The following is an 18,567-nucleotide window of genomic DNA, read 5'->3' as shown; positions in this document are numbered from 1 at the left end:
TTTCTCTCCCTTTAAAAGTATATCGGAAAAGATTTTAGCAATGGAATACGTTTTCATACAAGCTATTTATTTTTACTAAGCCGTGTTGCTTTGAATAAAATAGACTGCCGTAAACATATTGATCAGCAATCCAGCAATGTAAATCAAACGATTTTTGCTATAACGATTAAAATACAAGGTTTGATATAGCCAAATTTGCATTACCACAATCACAACAAGTAAAAATTGCAAATATGTAATTAATGGTATTTTACCAGATATAGGATGATGAATCATTGCAGTAATTCTTGAAATAGCATAGACAAACACTAAGTCATAGAAAAGTTCAAGCATCCCCACGGCTTAGCAATTATTCTATTCATTTTTCTCCCTCCATCTACTACCATCTTGCCGAAAAATTCTTTCTAAAGCAAGAATTATTACCAAAAAAATAGGAGATAAATCTCCTATTTTTTATTAATCTAAACTTTCAGTAGCAAATGATCTATTTTCTAGTGCAGTTAGAAGTGCATCTGCTGTATCTAGAGCCGTCAAAAGTGGAATGTTTTGCTGAATAGCAGTTTGACGAATAATGAAGCCATCTGAATTCTTTTCTAAATCATGACCCATTGTATTAATTACCAAATCAATCTTTTCATTTCTTAATTCATCCAAGATGTTGTTATCAACTTGCTCATTAAGCTTTGCAACTTCATCAACATGTAAGTCATGTTCACGCAAAAAGTTTGCTGTACCTTTAGTTGCAAAAATTCGATAACCAATTTTTGCGAAACGTTTGGCAATTGGTAAAATTTCTTCTTTATCGCGATCTTCGATGGTTAAAAGCACATTTCCATTTTCCGGTAATTTCATCTTAGCTCCTGCAAAGGCTTTAAATAGGGCCTTGGCAAAATTATGATCACTTCCCATAACTTCACCAGTTGACTTCATCTCAGGCCCAAGGTATGAATCAACATCAGCTAATTTACTGAAGCTAAACACTGGAGCTTTTACACTAATCATTTCAGGTTCAGGCGCTAAGCCATCGCTATAACCTTGTTCGGCTAAACTTTCGCCCATAATTACTCGCGTAGCTACTTGAGCCATTTCAATTCCAGTAATTTTACTTAAAAATGGAACTGTTCTTGATGCTCTTGGATTTACTTCAATTACATAAACTTCCCCATCTCGAACGATGAATTGAATATTCATTATTCCAATACAGTTAAGCTTTAAGGCTAATTTTCTCGTGACATCCGTAATCTTTTGCTTAATTTCTTCATCAAAAGTTTGTGGAGGATATACAGCCATTGAGTCTCCTGAGTGGACTCCAGCATGCTCAATATGCTCCATAATTCCTGGAAGGAGGACTGTTTTACCATCAGAAATTGCATCAATATCACATTCTCGTCCATCTAAGTAATCGTCCACCAAAATTGGGTGGTCCGCCGCAATATCAACGTGATCATGAAGATACTCTTCAAGCTCATTTTGATTATAGACAATTTCCATCGCCTTTCCTCCAAGAACATAACTTGGACGAACTAAGACCGGATATCCAAGTTTATTAGCAGCTTCAATTACTCCTTCATGAGTAGTTGCAGTTAACCCTTGGGGTTGATTCAAATGAAGCTCTTTGATAATTTCATCAAACAATTCTCTATCCTCAGCACGGTTCAAATCTTTTACACTCGTACCAAGAATCTTAACGCCATGTTGTTCAAGACCAGCTGCTAAATTAATGGAAGTCTGCCCACCAAATTGAACAATTACTCCTTCTGGTTTTTCCAAATCGCAAACATTCAAAACATCTTCAAGGGTAAGAGGTTCAAAGTAAAGCTTATCTGAAATTGAGAAATCAGTTGAGACCGTTTCCGGATTAGAATTAATAACGATTGCTTCATAGCCCATCTTTTGCAACGCTTTAACACAATGGACAGTGGCGTAGTCGAATTCTACCCCTTGACCAATTCTAATGGGACCTGAGCCAATTACAATTACGGACTTTTTGCCACTTCGATGGCTTTCATTTTCTCCATCATAAGTAGAATAAAAGTATGGAGTTTGTGATTCAAATTCAGCGGCACAGGTATCTACCATTTTATAAACTGGGATAATACCATTTTCTTTTCTTAACTTGCGAACCTCGTCTTCATCTTCGTCCCACAAATTAGCAATAGTATGATCACTAAAACCATACTTTTTAGCAATCCGTAAAACATCCACATCATCTTCATGGTGTTCAATTGTTTTTTCCAATTCCACCATGTGCTTCACAATATCAAGGAAGTAGAAATTGATTTTAGTTAATTCATGCAAATCTTCTAAACTATATCCTCGTCTAAAGGCTTCTGCTAAGTAAAATAGACGATCATCTTGGGCTTTTACTAATTTTCTCTCAAGTCTAGCATCACTTGCTGCATGAGCTTCAGGTGAATATAAATCCTTTTCATCAATTTCAAGAGAATGAACTGCTTTTTGGAAAGCTTCTTCTGCTGTTCTCCCGATTGCCATAACTTCTCCCGTAGCTTTCATTTGAGTTCCTAAAGTACGGTCAGCCTTTGCAAACTTATCAAATGGCCAGCGAGGAATTTTACATACTACATAATCTAAGGCAGGTTCAAATTCTGCATATGTAGTTCCAGTAACTGGATTTTTAATTTCATCCAAGGTCATTCCAACTGCAATTTTGGCAGCCATCTTAGCAATTGGATAACCCGTAGCTTTTGAAGCTAAGGCTGATGATCTCGACACTCTTGGATTTACTTCAATTACGTCATAGTCAAAGCTGTTTGGATTAAGAGCAAGCTGAACATTGCATCCTCCCTCAATCTTCAAAGCTCGGATTAGTTTCAAAGAACAATCTCTGAGCATTTGATATTCTTTATCACTTAAAGTTTGTGACGGAGAAAAGACAATTGAGTCTCCTGTATGGATTCCTACTGGATCAAAGTTTTCCATACAGCAAACAATCATGGCATTGTCTTCACTATCACGCATTACTTCAAATTCAACTTCTTTATATCCAGCAATTGATTTCTCAATTAAACATTCCGTAACCGGTGATAATTCAAGCCCATTTTTACAAATTCGTGTTAATTCATCGCGATCGTTACAAATTCCGCCTCCAGTTCCGCCCATAGTAAAAGCAGGACGCACAATGATAGGGTAGCCAATTTTATCCGCAAAATCCAGAGCTTCTTGAACTTTATGAACAGTTAATGATGGGGGAACTGGCTCTCCTAAAGACTTACATAACTCCTTAAATTCCTCACGATCTTCTGCTTGTTCAATTGATTTTAATTTTGTGCCTAAAAGTTCAATATTTAATTCATCTAAAATTCCAGATTTGGCTAAAGCAAGAGCCATATTTAACCCAACTTGCCCACCTAAAGTTGGTAAAATCGCATCTGGATATTCTTGACGAATAATTCTTGAAATAGATTCAACAGTTAAAGGTTCAATATAAACTTTATCTGCAATAGTGGTATCAGTCATAATAGTGGCAGGATTAGAGTTAACTAAAACTACCTTGTATCCCTCTTCGCGGAGTGCTAAGCAGGCCTGAGTCCCAGAATAATCAAACTCAGCCGCCTGACCAATAATAATGGGACCTGAACCAATTACCATAATTTTATGAATATCTTCTCTTTTAGGCATGACGCTTTTCTTCCTTTCTTTGATCAATCATTGACATAAAGTCATCGAATAATGAATCTTCATCATGAGGGCCTGGAGTTGCATCGGGGTGAAACTGAACTGAAAAGGCAGGATATTTTTTATGACGCAGTCCTTCGACAGTATTATCATTTACTTCCATGTGGGTCACCATTAAATTATCTTTATCAATTGACTTAGCATCAACTGCATAACCGTGATTTTGTGAAGTAAAGCCAATATTACCTGTAGCAATTTCTCTTACTGGATGATTGAATCCACGATGGCCAAACTTCATTTTGTAAGTTTTAGCACCGTTTGCTAAGGCAAAAACTTGATGCCCCATACAAATTCCAAATAATGGAATATACTTTTCAACTTCGCGTACCATCTTAGTAGCTTCACTCATTTCTTCAGGATTACCTGGCCCATTTGATAAAAGCACACCATCAGGATGTAAAGCTAACACCTCTTGAGCAGTTGCTGTATATGGAAGCACAATACAGTTACAATCTCTTTGAGCAAGTTCACGTAAAATACTATGTTTAATTCCAAAATCAATTACCACAATATTTCTCTTAGATCCTGGAACTGGATATGGAGTCTTAGTTGAAACACGACTAATAATTCCTTGAGTAACATTTTTACTTTTCAATTCTGTCGCAATTTTCTCAGCATCTTCTTTAGAAGCTGCAATTTTCCCACGAAGAGTCCCGTGAATTCGAAGCTTTTTAACTAATTCCCGCGTATCAATCCCTTGAATTCCGGGAATGTCCAATTGCTTCAAAAATTCTGGCAAAGTAGTTTGCATGCGCCAATTATCAGGATGACGTGCTACTTGATGGCAAATCACACCCTTGATTTGAGGTTGAAGAGATTCATAATCAGCTAAAGTAATTCCATAGTTACCAATTAAAGGATTAGTAAACACCAAAATTTGATTGGCATAAGATTGATCCGTAATTGCTTCTTGATAACCGGTCATCCCAGTAGTAAAAACTACTTCTCCGATAGTTTCTTTATCCGAACCAAATCCTTCGCCAACATATATGCTGCCATCTTCTAAGATTAAGTATCTTAACACTTTCTTACCTCTCATATACAACTTTTCCGCTCACCAAAGTCATTACTGTTTCACCAAATACTTTATTTCCTGTAAAAGGAGTATTGACACCTTTTGATAAATAATCTTTTTCTTTTAATTCGGTTTCCTGCTCTAAGTCAAAAATTGCAATATCTGCTTCAGCATCTGGTTCCAAATATCCACAATTTTTAAGATTAAAAACTTTAGCTGGTTGATCTGTCATTAAGCTTAATAACTGTTCAAGTTTTAGCACTCCCGTTTTAACAAATTTAGTATACAAAGTGCTAAAAGCAGTTTCACTTCCGGTAATTCCAAAAGCTGCATCTCTCATATCGCCAGTCTTTTCTTTTCTCGCATGGGGAGCATGATCAGTTGCAATTAAATCAATCGTTCCATCAAGCATTCCCACAATTAGAGCTGCTTGATCTTTTTTACTTCTCAAAGGAGGATTCATCTTATAGTAAGGGTCATTTTTAGGAATATCACTATCTGTCAACAAAATGTGATGTGGTGCAACTTCGCAAGACACATTAATGCCTCGAGCCTTAGCCATCCTCACTAGTTCTACACTCATAGCTGTTGAAACATGACAAATGTGATAATGGACGCCCGTTTTTTGAGCTAAGAGCAAATCACGTGCAATTTGCGTAGTTTCTGCGAGTTCAGTAACTGGAGGTAAATCGAGTTCTTCTGCTTTTTCACCTTCATTTATTACACCATGATTGAAAAGTGAATCATCTTGAGCATGAGCTGCAATAATTAAGTCATTTGCTTGGGCTTTTTTCATAGCGAGATACATGGTTTGAGCTGTTTGAACCCCATGACCGTCATTACTTAAAGCAAAAGCTCCCGCTTTTTTTAAAGCTTTGTAATCAGGAATAATATCTGTCGTTTCATCATTAGTAACTGGTCCATATTGCAAGATGTGAACCATACCTTTTTCCTGATTTTCTTTGACCATCTTTTTCATTAAATCCGGAGTATTGGGCACCGGCGTAACGTTAGGCATTGCGCCAACTGTAGTAAATCCTCCGCAAGCAGCTGCCATACTTCCCGTACGAATATCTTCTTTATATGTTTGACCAGGATCTCGATAATGAACGTGTACATCAACTAAACCCGGAGTCACAAGCTTGTCTTTAGCATTAATTACTTTATCAGCCTTCAAATTTTGGCCAATTGCGGCAATTTTATTATCTTCAATTAAAACATCAGCATTAATTAACCGGCCATTTTGATAAACTGTTCCATTTTTGATGACTGTTTTCATTATCTTAATCCTCCTAATTTTCTTCCTCGCAAAACCGCCTCAATCATGGCCATCCTCATAAAGACACCATTTTGCATTTGACGATAAAACATACTCTTTGGAGCTTCAACCAACTTACCCGCAAGTTCCACATCATGATTAATTGGACCAGGATGCATGATAATTGCATTTTCTTTTAATTGATCGTAGCGTCTTTGGTTAATTCCGTACTTTTCATGATAACTTTCAGCATCAAACTTACTCTCGTTTGGATCTCCACTATGACGCTCATGTTGCACTCTGAGAAGCATTAAGATATCCATTTCTGGAAGCAATTCATCTAGTTCTTTATACTCTCCATATTTATCAAAACTATGATCGTACCAATATTCTGGACCTGAGAAATAAACTTTAGCACCTAATTTTGTTAAAAGTTCCATATTACTTCTTGCTACACGTGAATTAGTGATGTCACCCACAATAGCAACTTTGAGATTTTCAAAATGGCCAAAATGTTCATGAATTGTCATCATATCAAGCAAACATTGTGAGGGATGCTGCCCACTTCCATCACCTGCATTAATAATGCCAATATCTAGGTTTTGATTATCTTTAGGATGAATTAAATCGCGATAATACTCATTTTGTGAATGGCGGATTACTTCTATATCCACCCCAACTGCATCCATAATTAGCGAAGTATCATATAAAGTTTCGCCTTTATTTACAGAACTATGGGCCGAATCAAATGGGATAACTGTTAAACCCAACTTTCTTTCTGCCATTTCAAAACTTGTATGGGTTCGACTTGAATCTTCAAAAAACATATTAGCTACATAAACTGGCTTGTTTAAAGCTGGGGTTGCGCCACCTTCTTTAAAATATTCAGCTCTTTTAATTAAGGCTGTAACTTGAGCTTTATCCAGGTTTTCCACACTTACAAAATGCTTTAAATTAACAAAATTGATACTTTCCATTGTTTTTCCTCAAAAAAATAAGCTTGAAGCATTTAATTGCTCCAAGCTTAGGCTAAAAAGTTCATTTTTATACATCAAAAACGAACAACCCTTCTGGCCCTCTCTGGAGTCAATTAAATGGTTGATTTATTGATTGTTTTATTTATTTTGGCAAAGCCATTAATTCTACGCTGTCTTGATCATCGATTTCTTTAACCTTGACAGCAACTTGTTCATCATTTGAAGTCGGGATATTTTTACCAACAAAGTCCGCACGAATTGGCAATTCGCGATGACCTCGATCAACTAAAACTGCAACTGCAATTGAACTAGGACGTCCTTGATCCATCAATGCATCCATTGCAGCACGAATTGTGCGTCCAGTATAAATTACATCATCAATCAAAACAACATTTTTATCGTTAATATCTACACCGATTTCTTCAGAATTAACAACTGGATCTTGTTTTAAAGATGCATCATGACGATCATCACGATAAAGAGTAATGTCAAGTTCACCAAGAGGAACATTAACATTTTCTAGCTTTTGAATTCGATCATGAATTCTTTGAGCTAAATAAACGCCACGTGTTTTAATCCCAACAAGAACTAAATTATCAGTTCCTTTGTTCTTTTCAATGATTTCGTAAGTAATTCTGGTTAAAGCGCGTTTAATTGCAAGCTCGTCCCAAATTTCTTTCGCCATATTATTCTCTCCTGACTTCACAAAAAAATGCTCCCAAGTCTACATGAAACTAGGAGCATTCATAAAAGTTTAAAATAACTTAGTTGATTGCCTTACTAGCCTCACGGGACTAATTTTAAAGACATTTGTTGAATTAAATATACTGTTCTTAGTTGCCTTTGTCAACTACGATTCCTAATTAAATTCAACTTTTCCCACTAAATCATTGATATCATTAACTTCTAATTTTTCTAAAAGTTCTGGTAATTTTTCAGCTAAGTGCGGAATAATTAATTCATCGTGAAAATGAGCAGACCCGACTTCAACCGCACTTGCTCCAGCAAGAATAAATTCAACTACGTCTTCAGCCGTCTCAATTCCGCCCACACCAATAATTGGCAAAGAAGTAGCTTGATGAACTTGAGCTACCATGCGCACTGCAAGTGGCTTAATAGCATGGCCAGAAAGTCCACCCATATTGTTACCTAAAAGCGGTTTTCTAGTTTTAATATTAATTCCTAAGCCTAGCACCGTATTGATTAAAACTAACCCATCTGCGCCACCTCTTTCAGCAGCTTGAGCAATTTCCACTACATCAGTCACATTAGGTGTTAATTTTACATAAATTGGCGTGTCAACCGCCGACTTAATCTTTTTAGTTAAATCCTCTACTACTTGAGGATGAATGCCAAAGCTCATCCCTCCTGTAGCAACATTGGGACAAGATACATTAAGTTCAAGGGCATTAACCAAATTGGAACTAGCTAATTTTTTAGCAACTTCCACATAATCCTCTTCACTGTCTCCCCCGACACTAGCCACAATAGGTAAATTAGGATACTGCGCACGCAATTTTGTCAATTTTTGACTAATTACTGCATCAACACCGGGATTCGTCAAACCCACTGAATTCATTACCCCATCATCAAGTACTGCAATTTGCGGTTGAGGATTCCCAGTTGTCGCATTAGGAGTGGTGGTTTTTATTACCATAGCACCCATTTTATTTAAATCAAATTTCTTTGCCATAGCTACATCCCCAAAACCAAAAGTTCCACTGGCTGGCATAATTGGGTTCTTTAAATCAAGTCCTGGTAACTTTACACTAATCTTTGTCATAAAAATCCTCCAAAACGAATGCTCACTGTCATTCAATTATTTTTTGACTAATTGTACACGCATTTTTAATTTTTTCAATCAAAAAAGATTTGTCTTTTTGAAATTTAGGTGGTACACTCTCTTCAAACAAACTTTAAACGGTACAGAGAGACCGCAAGTTGAATATGACTTAAATTCACTAGTACAAGTCTATACTTGTTCGCTTTCTCTGCGCCAGTATAGGCTTTTTTATTAGTGGAGGAAAAATATGGAAAAACCTGTAATCGTGGCGTTAGATGTCGATAATGATCAACAACTTGATCGAATTTTATCCCAGTTGGGAGAGCCTGAAGAGACAACCATTAAAATTGGGATGGAACTGTTTTATCATTCAGGAGCTCAGCTTATCAAAAAATTAGCTGATCAAGGTTATGATATCTTCTTAGATTTAAAAATGCATGATATTCCTAATACGGTCTATAATGGGACAAAACAAGTTGCCCGATTAGGAATTAAATACACTACTGTCCATGCCTTAGGGGGTAGTGAAATGATCCATGCAGCTAAACAAGGCCTGATTGCAGGGACTCCAAACGATAAAAGTGTACCTAAACTTTTAGCTGTCACAGAATTAACTTCAATTTCTGATGATATTTTAAAACATGAACAAAACTGCATCCTTCCAATGGCTGAACAAGTAATTAGCTTAGCCAAAACAGCCAAAAATTCTGGAGCTGATGGCGTAATTTGTTCTCCTTTAGAAGTTCAAAACTTAAGAAAAGAGATCGGGGATGACTTTCTTTACGTCACCCCTGGTATTCGACCTAAAGAAAATTCAAATGATGATCAAAAGCGTACTGCTACCCCACAAATGGCAAAAGAATTTGGCTCAAGTGCAATTGTAGTCGGAAGGCCCATTATGCTAGCAAGTAATCCCCAACAAGCATATCAAGCAATTAAGAAGGAGTTTAACTAATATGTACCAAAATCAAATTATTAACAAACTAATTGACGAAAAAATTATCACTATTTCACCCGAAAAATCCTTTACCTATGCTAGTGGGATGAAATCTCCAATTTATACTGACTTGCGATTAACTATTTCTTACCCAGATTTAAGAGATTGGATCGAAACTGATTTAGCTAATTTAATTAAAGAGAAATTTCCAGATGTAACAATTATTGGAGGTGTGGCCACTGCTGGAATTCCTCATGCAGCTTTAGTTGCGGAAAAACTTGGTCTACCAATGATTTATGTTCGTCCAAAACCCAAAGATCATGGTAAAGGGCGTCAAATCGAAGGACGCTTTACTGAAGATGACAAAATTGTTTTAATTGACGATTTAATTACCACTGGCGGCTCAGTTTTAGACGCTGTTAAAGCCACCAAAAAAGAAGGCGGTAATGTAATTGGGGTAAGCTCAATCTTTACTTATTACTTACCAGACGCCAGAAAGAATTTTGAACAAGCTGCAGTTAAATTCGCTCCTCTACTTTCTTATCCGGAACTAATTAAAAAAGAGAACGAATCACAGCATATTACTGATGAGCAATATGCAGCTTTGAATACTTGGCACGAAGATCCATGGAACTGGAAATAAAGACAACAAAAAAGCTAGGAATTAAATCCTAGCTTATTTTTATGCTTCAGTTACTTCTGAGGCATCTTTTCTTTCGCGGTAATCATAGTAGATCCATGCGATTAAACCAAAGGCAACTGGCCCAATTGCGGTCCAGAATGAAGTTGAATAGTCTCCTGTAAAGAGCGGTTCAATACAAGTGAAGACAATTCCAATCGCAACCACTAACCAAACCACGATTGTTGTTGCCCAAACCTTCTTTTGTCCTTCAATAAAGACAAATGGACGATCAAGCCCCTTCTTCATCTTAAAGAATGGATATGCTGCAATTAAGAACAAGTAAGGTGCAGATGATGAAACATTCATCATATCCATTAAAATAGTATAGAATTGACTGGCTGCATTACCACCAAATGAAATAAATAAAATAATGACAGAAACGATTGCAGCTTGAATCCACATTGCACGTGCGGGCATCCCGTGCTTATTAACTTCAACTAACTTTTTAGGTAAAAGTCTTGGATCACACCCTTCGATGAAGGATTTGATTGGTGAATAAACCATCAAAAATGCAGCGGCGATTCCAGATAATACATCAGCAATTCCGGCAAAGTGTGAAAAAGCTGAACCTAAGGCTAAAGAGGCAGATTGAGATAATCCCAAACTATGTCCAGTCACAACACCTAAGTTATTGATCAAAACATATTCAACATTAGCTAAATCTACTCCTTTACCCCCTAATAACTTTCTCCAATTTGCAGCTACCCCACACATTAAGATGTTAACTACATATAGAGCAGTCATCATAATCATAGCAGTTACTAAAGCTCTAGGGTAAGTTTTTTCAGGTTTGTCAACTGAATCAATTACTCCAGAAGTAGTTTCAAGACCACCATATGCAAACAAAGCATAGACTATAAATGATACAACTGCAATTGGTGACTGAAAGGCAGTATTTGGTGAGTGAGTTAAAGTAGCAGGGTTAACTGGTTCCGCCAGTTGGCCTTTGTTTAAAATAAATACCAAAAGTGAAACAACAGTAAATCCAATAGCAATCGCTAAGGTAAAGACACCCCCGATGTTGTTAACAACTTCGATCTTGTCGATCCCTTTACTTGCACAAAGAGTAACTATTACTAAGAAAACTACTTCCAATACACCTAATAATTGAGTAGAACTCAATGCACCTAAATGCCAGCTTTGAGTAGTATCATGACCAAACACAGCTGTGGAAACAGAAACCAAGAAGAATTGAGTTGAAGATACTAACCAGATTACCCAAGCAGACAACCAAATGAAAGTTCCAATAAAGGCAACTTTTTCATTAGTTGAACCTTGAAGCCAAGAAAAGATTCCTCCCTTAGCTCCTTTAAAGGTAGCCCCATACTCTGCAAAAATTAATGCAGATGGTAAAAAGAACAAAATGGCAGTGACAATATACCAAATGATACTTGAATAGCCCATTTGGTAATATGCGGTCAATGAATTACTAAATCCAAAGATCGATGAGAAAATCATCAAAACTAAACTGCTAAGCTTAATTTTGACATCGACTTTATCTTTTTTCATAAAATTAAAAAAACTCCTTTTTCATTCAGACAAACATCTTTTATTATGCGCCTTTTAGACCAATTATTCAAAAAAACTTGGCAAATCCTTAAATCGATCTTGGATTTTTGTAAAAATAATATATGAAAAAGCTTGGAAATTCATCACACTTCCAAGCTTTCTTTTTATCTAAATGCACCGCAAATACCAGCTACGGCAACAATAATTAATATAACTCCGAAAAAGTATCCGTACCAATCCACAATTTCACTAAAAGTGATTGCACCCGATGCCTTTAAAGGTTTAGTACCTGCAATGGACATGCGGATTGCACATGCGCCACCAATTATAAACAAAACAGCAATAATATCTTCAACAATTATTTCCCAGGACATAATTTCCCCTCAAAAAGAAAAATCTTTGCTTTTTTATTAATAACTATTTCGACTTTATTATACAACCATTTGCACAAAAAAAGCGCTAGAAATCTCTTTCTAACGCCTTATTCCCTAGCCTAATTTAACATCCATTTCAACTACTTTAGCTAAAGTATTATAAACAGTTGAAACATGAAGAGCATGTCTTAAAAATTCTTCCTTTTCTGATTGAGGAATATTTCCTTCAAAACTTACCTTAATGGTCATCTTTGAAACAACATTTCTCTTAGTGTGGACAATAGGTTTTAATTCAACGTGGTTTTCAACGTGGAAATCAGTGATTGTTTGAGTATTTGCCTTTGCAAGTGCACCAGCGGAAATTGCGATACATGAGTTAACTGCTGTAGCCAAATATTCTACAGGATCTGGACCTGCATTTTGACCGCCCTCAGCCATTCTTTCATCACTAATTAGTTTATGATCTCCAATCTTGGTATCAACTTGAATAGTGCCATCCTTTAAATATGAATTTACAATATATTTTTCCATATTAACACTCTTTCCTAGAAAAACATTACGCCTTTATGCGCTTTCACACCTTAAGTATATCAGTCTTGATTTAATAAATATAATTTTATGACTTCAAAATTTAATGATTATCAATGGCAGCATTCAACCGCTTTTTATAAATAACATAAACAATGATCACCAAAGGGATTAATATTAATTCTACTGGGTAAAAGTATTGAATTGGTAAGATACTATCAATAAAGCCTGATAAAATTGGTCCCAAAGCCATTCCGATATCTAAGCCTAAATAGAATGTGGAGCTAGCAAGTCCTTGTTCACTAATTGGTGCTAATAAAAGCGCAGTTGACTGTAAAACTGAATAAATAATTCCATATCCCATAGCCATCCCTGCTGCAGCCAATGCCATCATCCAATTGTTAGTCATAAATGCTAACATTAAAATATAAAAGGCAGTTGAAACTGTACTAATCCAAAACCATACTCCAAATCTTACCGTATCAAAAAATCGCTTTAACCCGATTCTAATAACTAGTAAAACTACCGCATAAATCATAAAATACATCCCAACGGCAACATCAATATGCTTTTGTTCTACATAAGCTACAATATCGGCCTGCGTAGTAAAATATGGCAAAGCAAACAAAGTAGTTAAAATTGCAACAGGAAGCACATTCCATTGAATAATTTTAAAATGAGTGTGCTTAACCTCTTGAAGTTTTTGGTTAGGTTGAGCATGATTACCTACAAATTGAATAGAAACAATCATCAAAAAAGCAGCTATCGCTGAAGCAATTAAGGCTTCACGATAACCAATCTTTTGATAAATATTTATCGCAATCGCTGGTGCTAAAGCCATTGCTAAAGCATTCATTAAACCGTAAAATCCCATTGCTTCGCCAACACGTTGCCGCGGAACCAAAAAAGCTAACCAAGTTGTCATACAAACTGTACACAACACATAACCAGTTCCATTAATCAAGCGAAACAAAAGTAGCCATCCACTAGATGGCGTAAAAATATAGCCTAATATTCCAATTAAAATTAAAACTCCACCAATAAATGATAGCTTATATTTTGAAAACTTATCAGTTAAATTACCTGCTACAGGACGCAAAAACATAGCGGCAATACTCATAATCCCTACAATAAAGCCCGCAAATGCTGAGCTTGCCCCTAAGTCTTTAGCATAACCGTTAATCAATGGATTAACAAACATCGTACTAAACATAAAAAAGAAAGATGCAGCCATTACCAAAATTACATCTTTACTATAAATCGATTCTTTTTTAGCCATTTTTTACCTCATCTTTTTCTTCTCTATAGTTTAGCACTCATTTTAGAGTAAAAAAAAGAAGACTTTCGCCTTCTTTTTCATATTAATTTGCAGGTTGAAGATTATCAGCGATAGTCTCTTTTTCAGGTTCAGTCTTCAATTCCAAAATATTGTCCTCAGCTTGAACACTTTGGCCAGCTTTAGCAGTCATTTGAATGGTAGAGAATTTATCTGAATTTGTGACCACGACAATTACTGTATCATCAAGACGCGCCTTTTTAATAGTGGGATCCCAGAATTCAATCAACTCTTGACCCTTCTTTACTTTTTGACCTTGTTCAACATATGATACAAAGCCTGTTCCCTTTAATTTAACTGTGCCAAGTCCAATATGAATTAATAAGACTACTCCATTATCGCCAACTAAACCGACAGCATGACGCGTGGTAAAGACCTGTCTAACAGTTGCATCAAATGGGGCTAGCACCTTACCATCACTTGGTTTAATTGCAAAACCTTGGCCCACTGATCCTGAAGAAAATGTTTGATCATTAACTGAACTTAGATTCATTAACTTGCCTGAAATTGGAGTTGGAACAGCAATTTCGCCGCTAACTTGAGTATCATCAGTCTTATCAAATTGTTTGCCCCAAGTCTTTTCCAGTTCGTCAACGATTTCTGCGTGCTTCTTTTCGCTCAAAATAACCTTAGCTCTAAAAACTGCTACCGCAATAATTAACATAACAGCTGGCAAGCCAAACATCATTAACTTGAACTTAAATTGACCTGCAGCTGTAATTGAAGAAGCAGTTGCTCCTGTCGTCATGCCGGCAATGATAGCAATTTGACCAACAACACCGTTAGAAATAGCTCCACCGAACTTATCAACTAATGGTCTGATGGATAAAGCAAGTGATTCGTCACGGTGACCAAGCTTTAATTGACCATATTCAACTGAGTCGGTCATCACCATCAAGACGATCAAGAAGACCATTTGTTGAGGGAAACCGAACATTGAAGCAGCAAGTAAAACAAGTGGTAAATTGCTACCAGCAACGGCAAAGAGTGCAATTCCGATTAACATTAAGCCTAAACAGCAGGAGAATAAAGTCTTTCTAGTAATCTTTTTAGATAAAATTGGAAAGAGTGAAGTAGAAATAATTCCTAAGAAAATGTTGATAGTTGAGAAGATTGAGAAAGCTTTTGGCATCCCCATGATATAAGTGAAGTAATAAACTTCAAGAGAGTTAGTGATGTAAATTGCCACACAATAGAACAAGTATGCCAAAGCAACCCACATCAATTGATCGTTTCCAGACAAAGCTTTAAAAATGGCAATGATTCCTTTAGTATCCTTCTTATTTTCACGGATTTCGCTATGATTTTCACGGGTAAAAATTCCCACACCCCATGCAGTCAAAAGCGCAATCAAACATACAATTAAGGCAAAAATAAACCAACCACGATCGTCACCAGTACTGGTTGCTTTAGCGGAGAAAAAGATTGCTGCTGGCATAACTAAGACACCAACTAATCCTTGACCCACTGTCGAACCAATCCGAGCATAAGAAGCCGTCTTTTCACGTTCTCTTGAACTAGTCGAAAGTGATGGCAACATGGACCAGAAGCCTACATCTTTAAATGAGTAGAAAATATCCATTGTAATGTATAAAATTCCAAAGACAATTACATATAAAAGTGCATTCTTCTTATATAATCCGCCCATGTTAGTGAATAAAATCAACAGAATGATTGATGAAACTGTCCCACCAGCTACAACCCAAGGTCTGAAGTGACCCCAGCGAGTTTTGGTTCTATCAATCGCATTCCCGATAAATGGATCGATAAACAATTCCACAATTCTCAAAATCATAATTGTCATGGTAATGATACTGATCATCTTCGCATCAGTTTCCGCATTGCCTGTATTAAACAAGTGCGAAGTAATAAACATAATCAAGTATCCAGATAGCAGCGCAAAGAACGCGTCGTTACCAAAGGCCCCTAAACTATAGGCCCATCGTGCCGTTTTCGACATCGTTTTTTTATCATCCATAGAGATTACCCCTTCTCTATTTTCTAACTATTTAAATGACCAACAAATTTTGCGGTCAAATTTTTCAAATGGAAGCAAAGTGATTTCACCTAAGTCTGAATTTTCAGATGGTGGACATTGCGCTTCGAGCGTAATGCCATCATATTGGTCAATATTGTTTGCCACGCCCGTATGGTTAAAATGATTGGCCGTATAAGTGACAATAGCTGGCGCATTGGTCGTCATCGTCATTTGATGATTTTCACCAATTAAAGTAGCAGCTGGCCGATTGCCGTTTAAAATAAAAGGATGATCAAGACCATTACGCAATTTAATCTGCTTATCGCTAGAGTTTAGCGCTTCACCAATTTTCTTCACTTTTCTAAAATCAAAAGCTGTTTGATCAACACTCTTCATCCCTTGATTTGGCAAACCATCTTCACCTACCGGTAAATAGTAATCTGCGTTCAGCTGCATCTTTAAATCTTTAGCCTTCTCACCTAAAGTGAAGTAAGTATGATTGGCTGGATTAAAAATCGTCATCTTGTCGCTAACTGCGATCAATTCATAGCGTAAATTGTTATCATTATCTAATTCATAAATAGCGTGCAATTTTAAGTTTCCAGGATAGCCATTATTGCCATCTGGATCGACTAAAGTTAAGTCAGCTCGTGCCACTTGGCTACCAGCATAAAGTTTAAAATTCCAAACTTGCATATCTAAGCCAATGCCACCATGGATATGATTTTCACCATCATTTTGTAGAAGTTGCAAAATATTCGCACCCAATTGCCACTTTCCTTGGTAAACACGTCCACAAATTCGGCCGACCGTTCCACCCAAAAAATTCCGTTCTTTTGAATAATCTGCTGGTGAATTCAATGACAAAATTAGATCGTCACCAGAAAGAAGAACTTTTTCTAAAGTGGCACCATAATTGAGGATTTTGACTTCCATGCCAGAATCATTCAAAAGCATTAATTCACATAGATCGTGATTATCTTTGCGCCCATATTTCTTAAATGCTGTCTTCATCTTATTCGCCTACTTCTTTTGTCAAAGCATCGATGAATTCTTGCCAACCTTGATCACCATCAGTATTATTCTTAAAGACGCCTGCACATTGTAAAACTTCTTCAAAAACTTCAACTAAACCTTGATGCAAGATATTTTCTACATTGGCTGCTGTGATTTGATTGTTTTGCTTCAATTCATCAGCCCATTCCTTATGACTCTCAGCCATTTGATTGTCTTGATCAAGCAAGTATTTCTTAACTTCTTCGAGTTCGCTCTTTAATCTACCTGGTAAAATTGCGCGGCCCATTACTTCGATCAAGCCAATATTTTCTTTTTTAATGTGCCAAAGCTTTTCATGTGGGTGGAAAATTCCTAATGGATATTGCTCACTGGTATTGTTGTCCCGCAACACTAGGTCCAAGATGAACTTTTTGCCTTTACGGTGCATGATTGGCGTAACTGTGTGGTGACGAGTTTCACCATCAAAGGCCTTAATGTGACGCTTCTCATCGCTGTAATGATCCCAGAACTTAATAATCTGACTGCCTAAATCAATCAAAGCTAAGGAATTATCGCTACTTAAGCGCAAGTCACTCATCGGCCAATCAACAATCCCGGCTTCGACGTCTGGATAATTGTTAAACTTAACTGCCTTCTTGACCTTAGCTTTCATCATTGGGAAAATGTGTCGACCACCCTGATAGTGCTCGTGAGCTAACATTGACCCACCAACAATTGGTAAATCAGCATTTGATCCTACGAAATACTTAGGAAATTGCTTTTCAATATCAACTAAATTGATTAGAGTTTGTTGATTAATCACCATTGGAATATGCTTTTCATCAAGAAAAATACAATGTTCATTAAAATAAGCATACGGTGAATATTGAAAACCCCAAGGGCGTCCACCAACATTGATTCGAATAATTCTCAAATTAGAGCGGGCATTTTTACCATAGCCACCAATATATCCTTCATTTTCAAGACAAAGAGCACATTGGGGATATTTTTTACCAGTGGCATGAGCTGCAGCAGCAATTGCTTTAGGATCTTTTTCAGGCTTTGATAAATTAATCGTAATCTCTAAACCATGACCCTTTGAACTAGTCCCATCAAAGACAATGTTTCTAGCAATTGCTTCTTTTTTAACGTAGTTATTATCTACACAAAGCTTATAAAACCAATCAGTAGCTTTTTTAGAAGATTCTTGCATCTTATTCCAAAAAATATCATTCACTTGACTAGGAATTGGTGTCATTAAATCATAAAGCTCATCGTTCAAAACTTCTCTTGAAGTAATATCATCAGGAATCTTTTCACGCTTAACGGCTAAATCAACCAATTGCTTAACGACGGGCTTGTTCCCTTCTACTTCGGCATCATCATCACCAACCAAAGCCTTAACTTTATTGATGATATAAACACGATCCAGCTCCTTGTAGCTTCCATGTTCAATTACTTCATCTGCAAATTTTTCAAATAAATCCATTATTTTTGC

The 18,567-nt window shown here is 36.5% G+C and carries 16 protein-coding genes; 2 read left to right on the top strand and 14 right to left on the bottom strand.

Annotated elements, in window-relative coordinates:
- Positions 1-75 precede the first annotated feature (75 nt).
- From KBW87_RS03085 to KBW87_RS03055, 7 genes are all read right to left on the bottom strand, one after another.
- Positions 76-333 carry a low temperature requirement protein A gene (locus KBW87_RS03085; RefSeq protein ID WP_083478856.1) on the bottom strand — a complete coding sequence of 86 codons (258 nt, stop codon included), beginning with the start codon at positions 331-333 and terminating at the stop codon, positions 76-78.
- A gap of 123 nt (positions 334-456) precedes the next feature.
- Positions 457-3,639, bottom strand: coding sequence for a carbamoyl-phosphate synthase large subunit (gene carB, locus KBW87_RS03080; RefSeq protein WP_057810009.1), 3,183 nt, complete (start codon positions 3,637-3,639; stop codon positions 457-459).
- Positions 3,632-4,735 (bottom strand): glutamine-hydrolyzing carbamoyl-phosphate synthase small subunit, encoded by a 1,104-nt coding sequence (carA, locus tag KBW87_RS03075; protein WP_057810007.1) that lies wholly within the window; start codon positions 4,733-4,735, stop codon positions 3,632-3,634. Before carA ends, carB begins: the two co-directional genes overlap by 8 nt.
- Positions 4,725-5,990 carry a dihydroorotase gene (gene pyrC, locus KBW87_RS03070; protein ID WP_057810005.1) on the bottom strand — a complete coding sequence of 422 codons (1,266 nt, stop codon included), beginning with the start codon at positions 5,988-5,990 and terminating at the stop codon, positions 4,725-4,727. Before pyrC ends, carA begins: the two co-directional genes overlap by 11 nt.
- Positions 5,990-6,946: an aspartate carbamoyltransferase catalytic subunit gene (locus KBW87_RS03065; protein ID WP_057810003.1), complete on the bottom strand. Its 957-nt coding sequence runs from the start codon at positions 6,944-6,946 to the stop codon at positions 5,990-5,992. The genes pyrC and KBW87_RS03065 overlap by 1 nt, the downstream gene beginning before the upstream one ends.
- A 142-nt stretch (positions 6,947-7,088) precedes the next feature.
- A complete protein-coding gene (gene pyrR, locus KBW87_RS03060) occupies positions 7,089-7,631 on the bottom strand; it encodes a bifunctional pyr operon transcriptional regulator/uracil phosphoribosyltransferase PyrR (RefSeq protein WP_057810000.1) in 543 nt (180 codons plus the stop codon).
- Between the two features lie 174 nt (positions 7,632-7,805).
- The gene (locus KBW87_RS03055; protein ID WP_057809998.1) at positions 7,806-8,729 is read right to left on the bottom strand and encodes a dihydroorotate dehydrogenase; all 924 of its coding nucleotides are present in this window, start codon (positions 8,727-8,729) and stop codon (positions 7,806-7,808) included.
- A gap of 247 nt (positions 8,730-8,976) precedes the next feature.
- Between KBW87_RS03055 and pyrF the strand changes: the two genes are divergently transcribed.
- Entirely contained in the window at positions 8,977-9,684 is a 708-nt protein-coding gene (gene pyrF / locus KBW87_RS03050; protein ID WP_057809997.1) for an orotidine-5'-phosphate decarboxylase, read from the top strand.
- A gap of 1 nt (position 9,685) precedes the next feature.
- Positions 9,686-10,309 (top strand): orotate phosphoribosyltransferase, encoded by a 624-nt coding sequence (gene pyrE / locus KBW87_RS03045; RefSeq protein ID WP_057809995.1) that lies wholly within the window; start codon positions 9,686-9,688, stop codon positions 10,307-10,309.
- Between the two features lie 39 nt (positions 10,310-10,348).
- Here pyrE and yjeM read toward each other — a convergent pair whose 3' ends face one another.
- The 7 genes from yjeM to KBW87_RS03010 form a co-directional block, all read right to left on the bottom strand.
- The gene (gene yjeM, locus KBW87_RS03040; RefSeq protein ID WP_057809993.1) at positions 10,349-11,857 is read right to left on the bottom strand and encodes a glutamate/gamma-aminobutyrate family transporter YjeM; all 1,509 of its coding nucleotides are present in this window, start codon (positions 11,855-11,857) and stop codon (positions 10,349-10,351) included.
- Between the two features lie 164 nt (positions 11,858-12,021).
- Positions 12,022-12,231: a hypothetical protein gene (locus KBW87_RS03035; RefSeq protein ID WP_057809991.1), complete on the bottom strand. Its 210-nt coding sequence runs from the start codon at positions 12,229-12,231 to the stop codon at positions 12,022-12,024.
- A 114-nt stretch (positions 12,232-12,345) separates the two neighbouring features.
- Positions 12,346-12,762 carry an OsmC family protein gene (locus KBW87_RS03030; RefSeq protein ID WP_057809990.1) on the bottom strand — a complete coding sequence of 139 codons (417 nt, stop codon included), beginning with the start codon at positions 12,760-12,762 and terminating at the stop codon, positions 12,346-12,348.
- Between the two features lie 100 nt (positions 12,763-12,862).
- On the bottom strand, positions 12,863-14,038 hold the full coding sequence (locus tag KBW87_RS03025; RefSeq protein WP_057809988.1) for an MFS transporter: 1,176 nt from the start codon (positions 14,036-14,038) through the stop codon (positions 12,863-12,865).
- An 82-nt stretch (positions 14,039-14,120) separates the two neighbouring features.
- Positions 14,121-16,073: a sugar MFS transporter gene (locus KBW87_RS03020; RefSeq protein ID WP_083478855.1), complete on the bottom strand. Its 1,953-nt coding sequence runs from the start codon at positions 16,071-16,073 to the stop codon at positions 14,121-14,123.
- 27 nt (positions 16,074-16,100) lie between these two features.
- A complete protein-coding gene (locus KBW87_RS03015; RefSeq protein ID WP_057809984.1) occupies positions 16,101-17,087 on the bottom strand; it encodes an aldose epimerase family protein in 987 nt (328 codons plus the stop codon).
- Between the two features lies 1 nt (position 17,088).
- Entirely contained in the window at positions 17,089-18,558 is a 1,470-nt protein-coding gene (locus KBW87_RS03010; protein ID WP_057809982.1) for a UDP-glucose--hexose-1-phosphate uridylyltransferase, read from the bottom strand.
- Positions 18,559-18,567 lie beyond the last annotated feature (9 nt).

The sequence above is a fragment of the Lactobacillus intestinalis genome (genome assembly GCF_024397795.1).
In the GTDB taxonomy this organism is placed as follows: Bacteria; Bacillota; Bacilli; order Lactobacillales; family Lactobacillaceae; genus Lactobacillus; species Lactobacillus intestinalis.
This window is presented reverse-complemented; position numbering and strand designations above follow the sequence as displayed.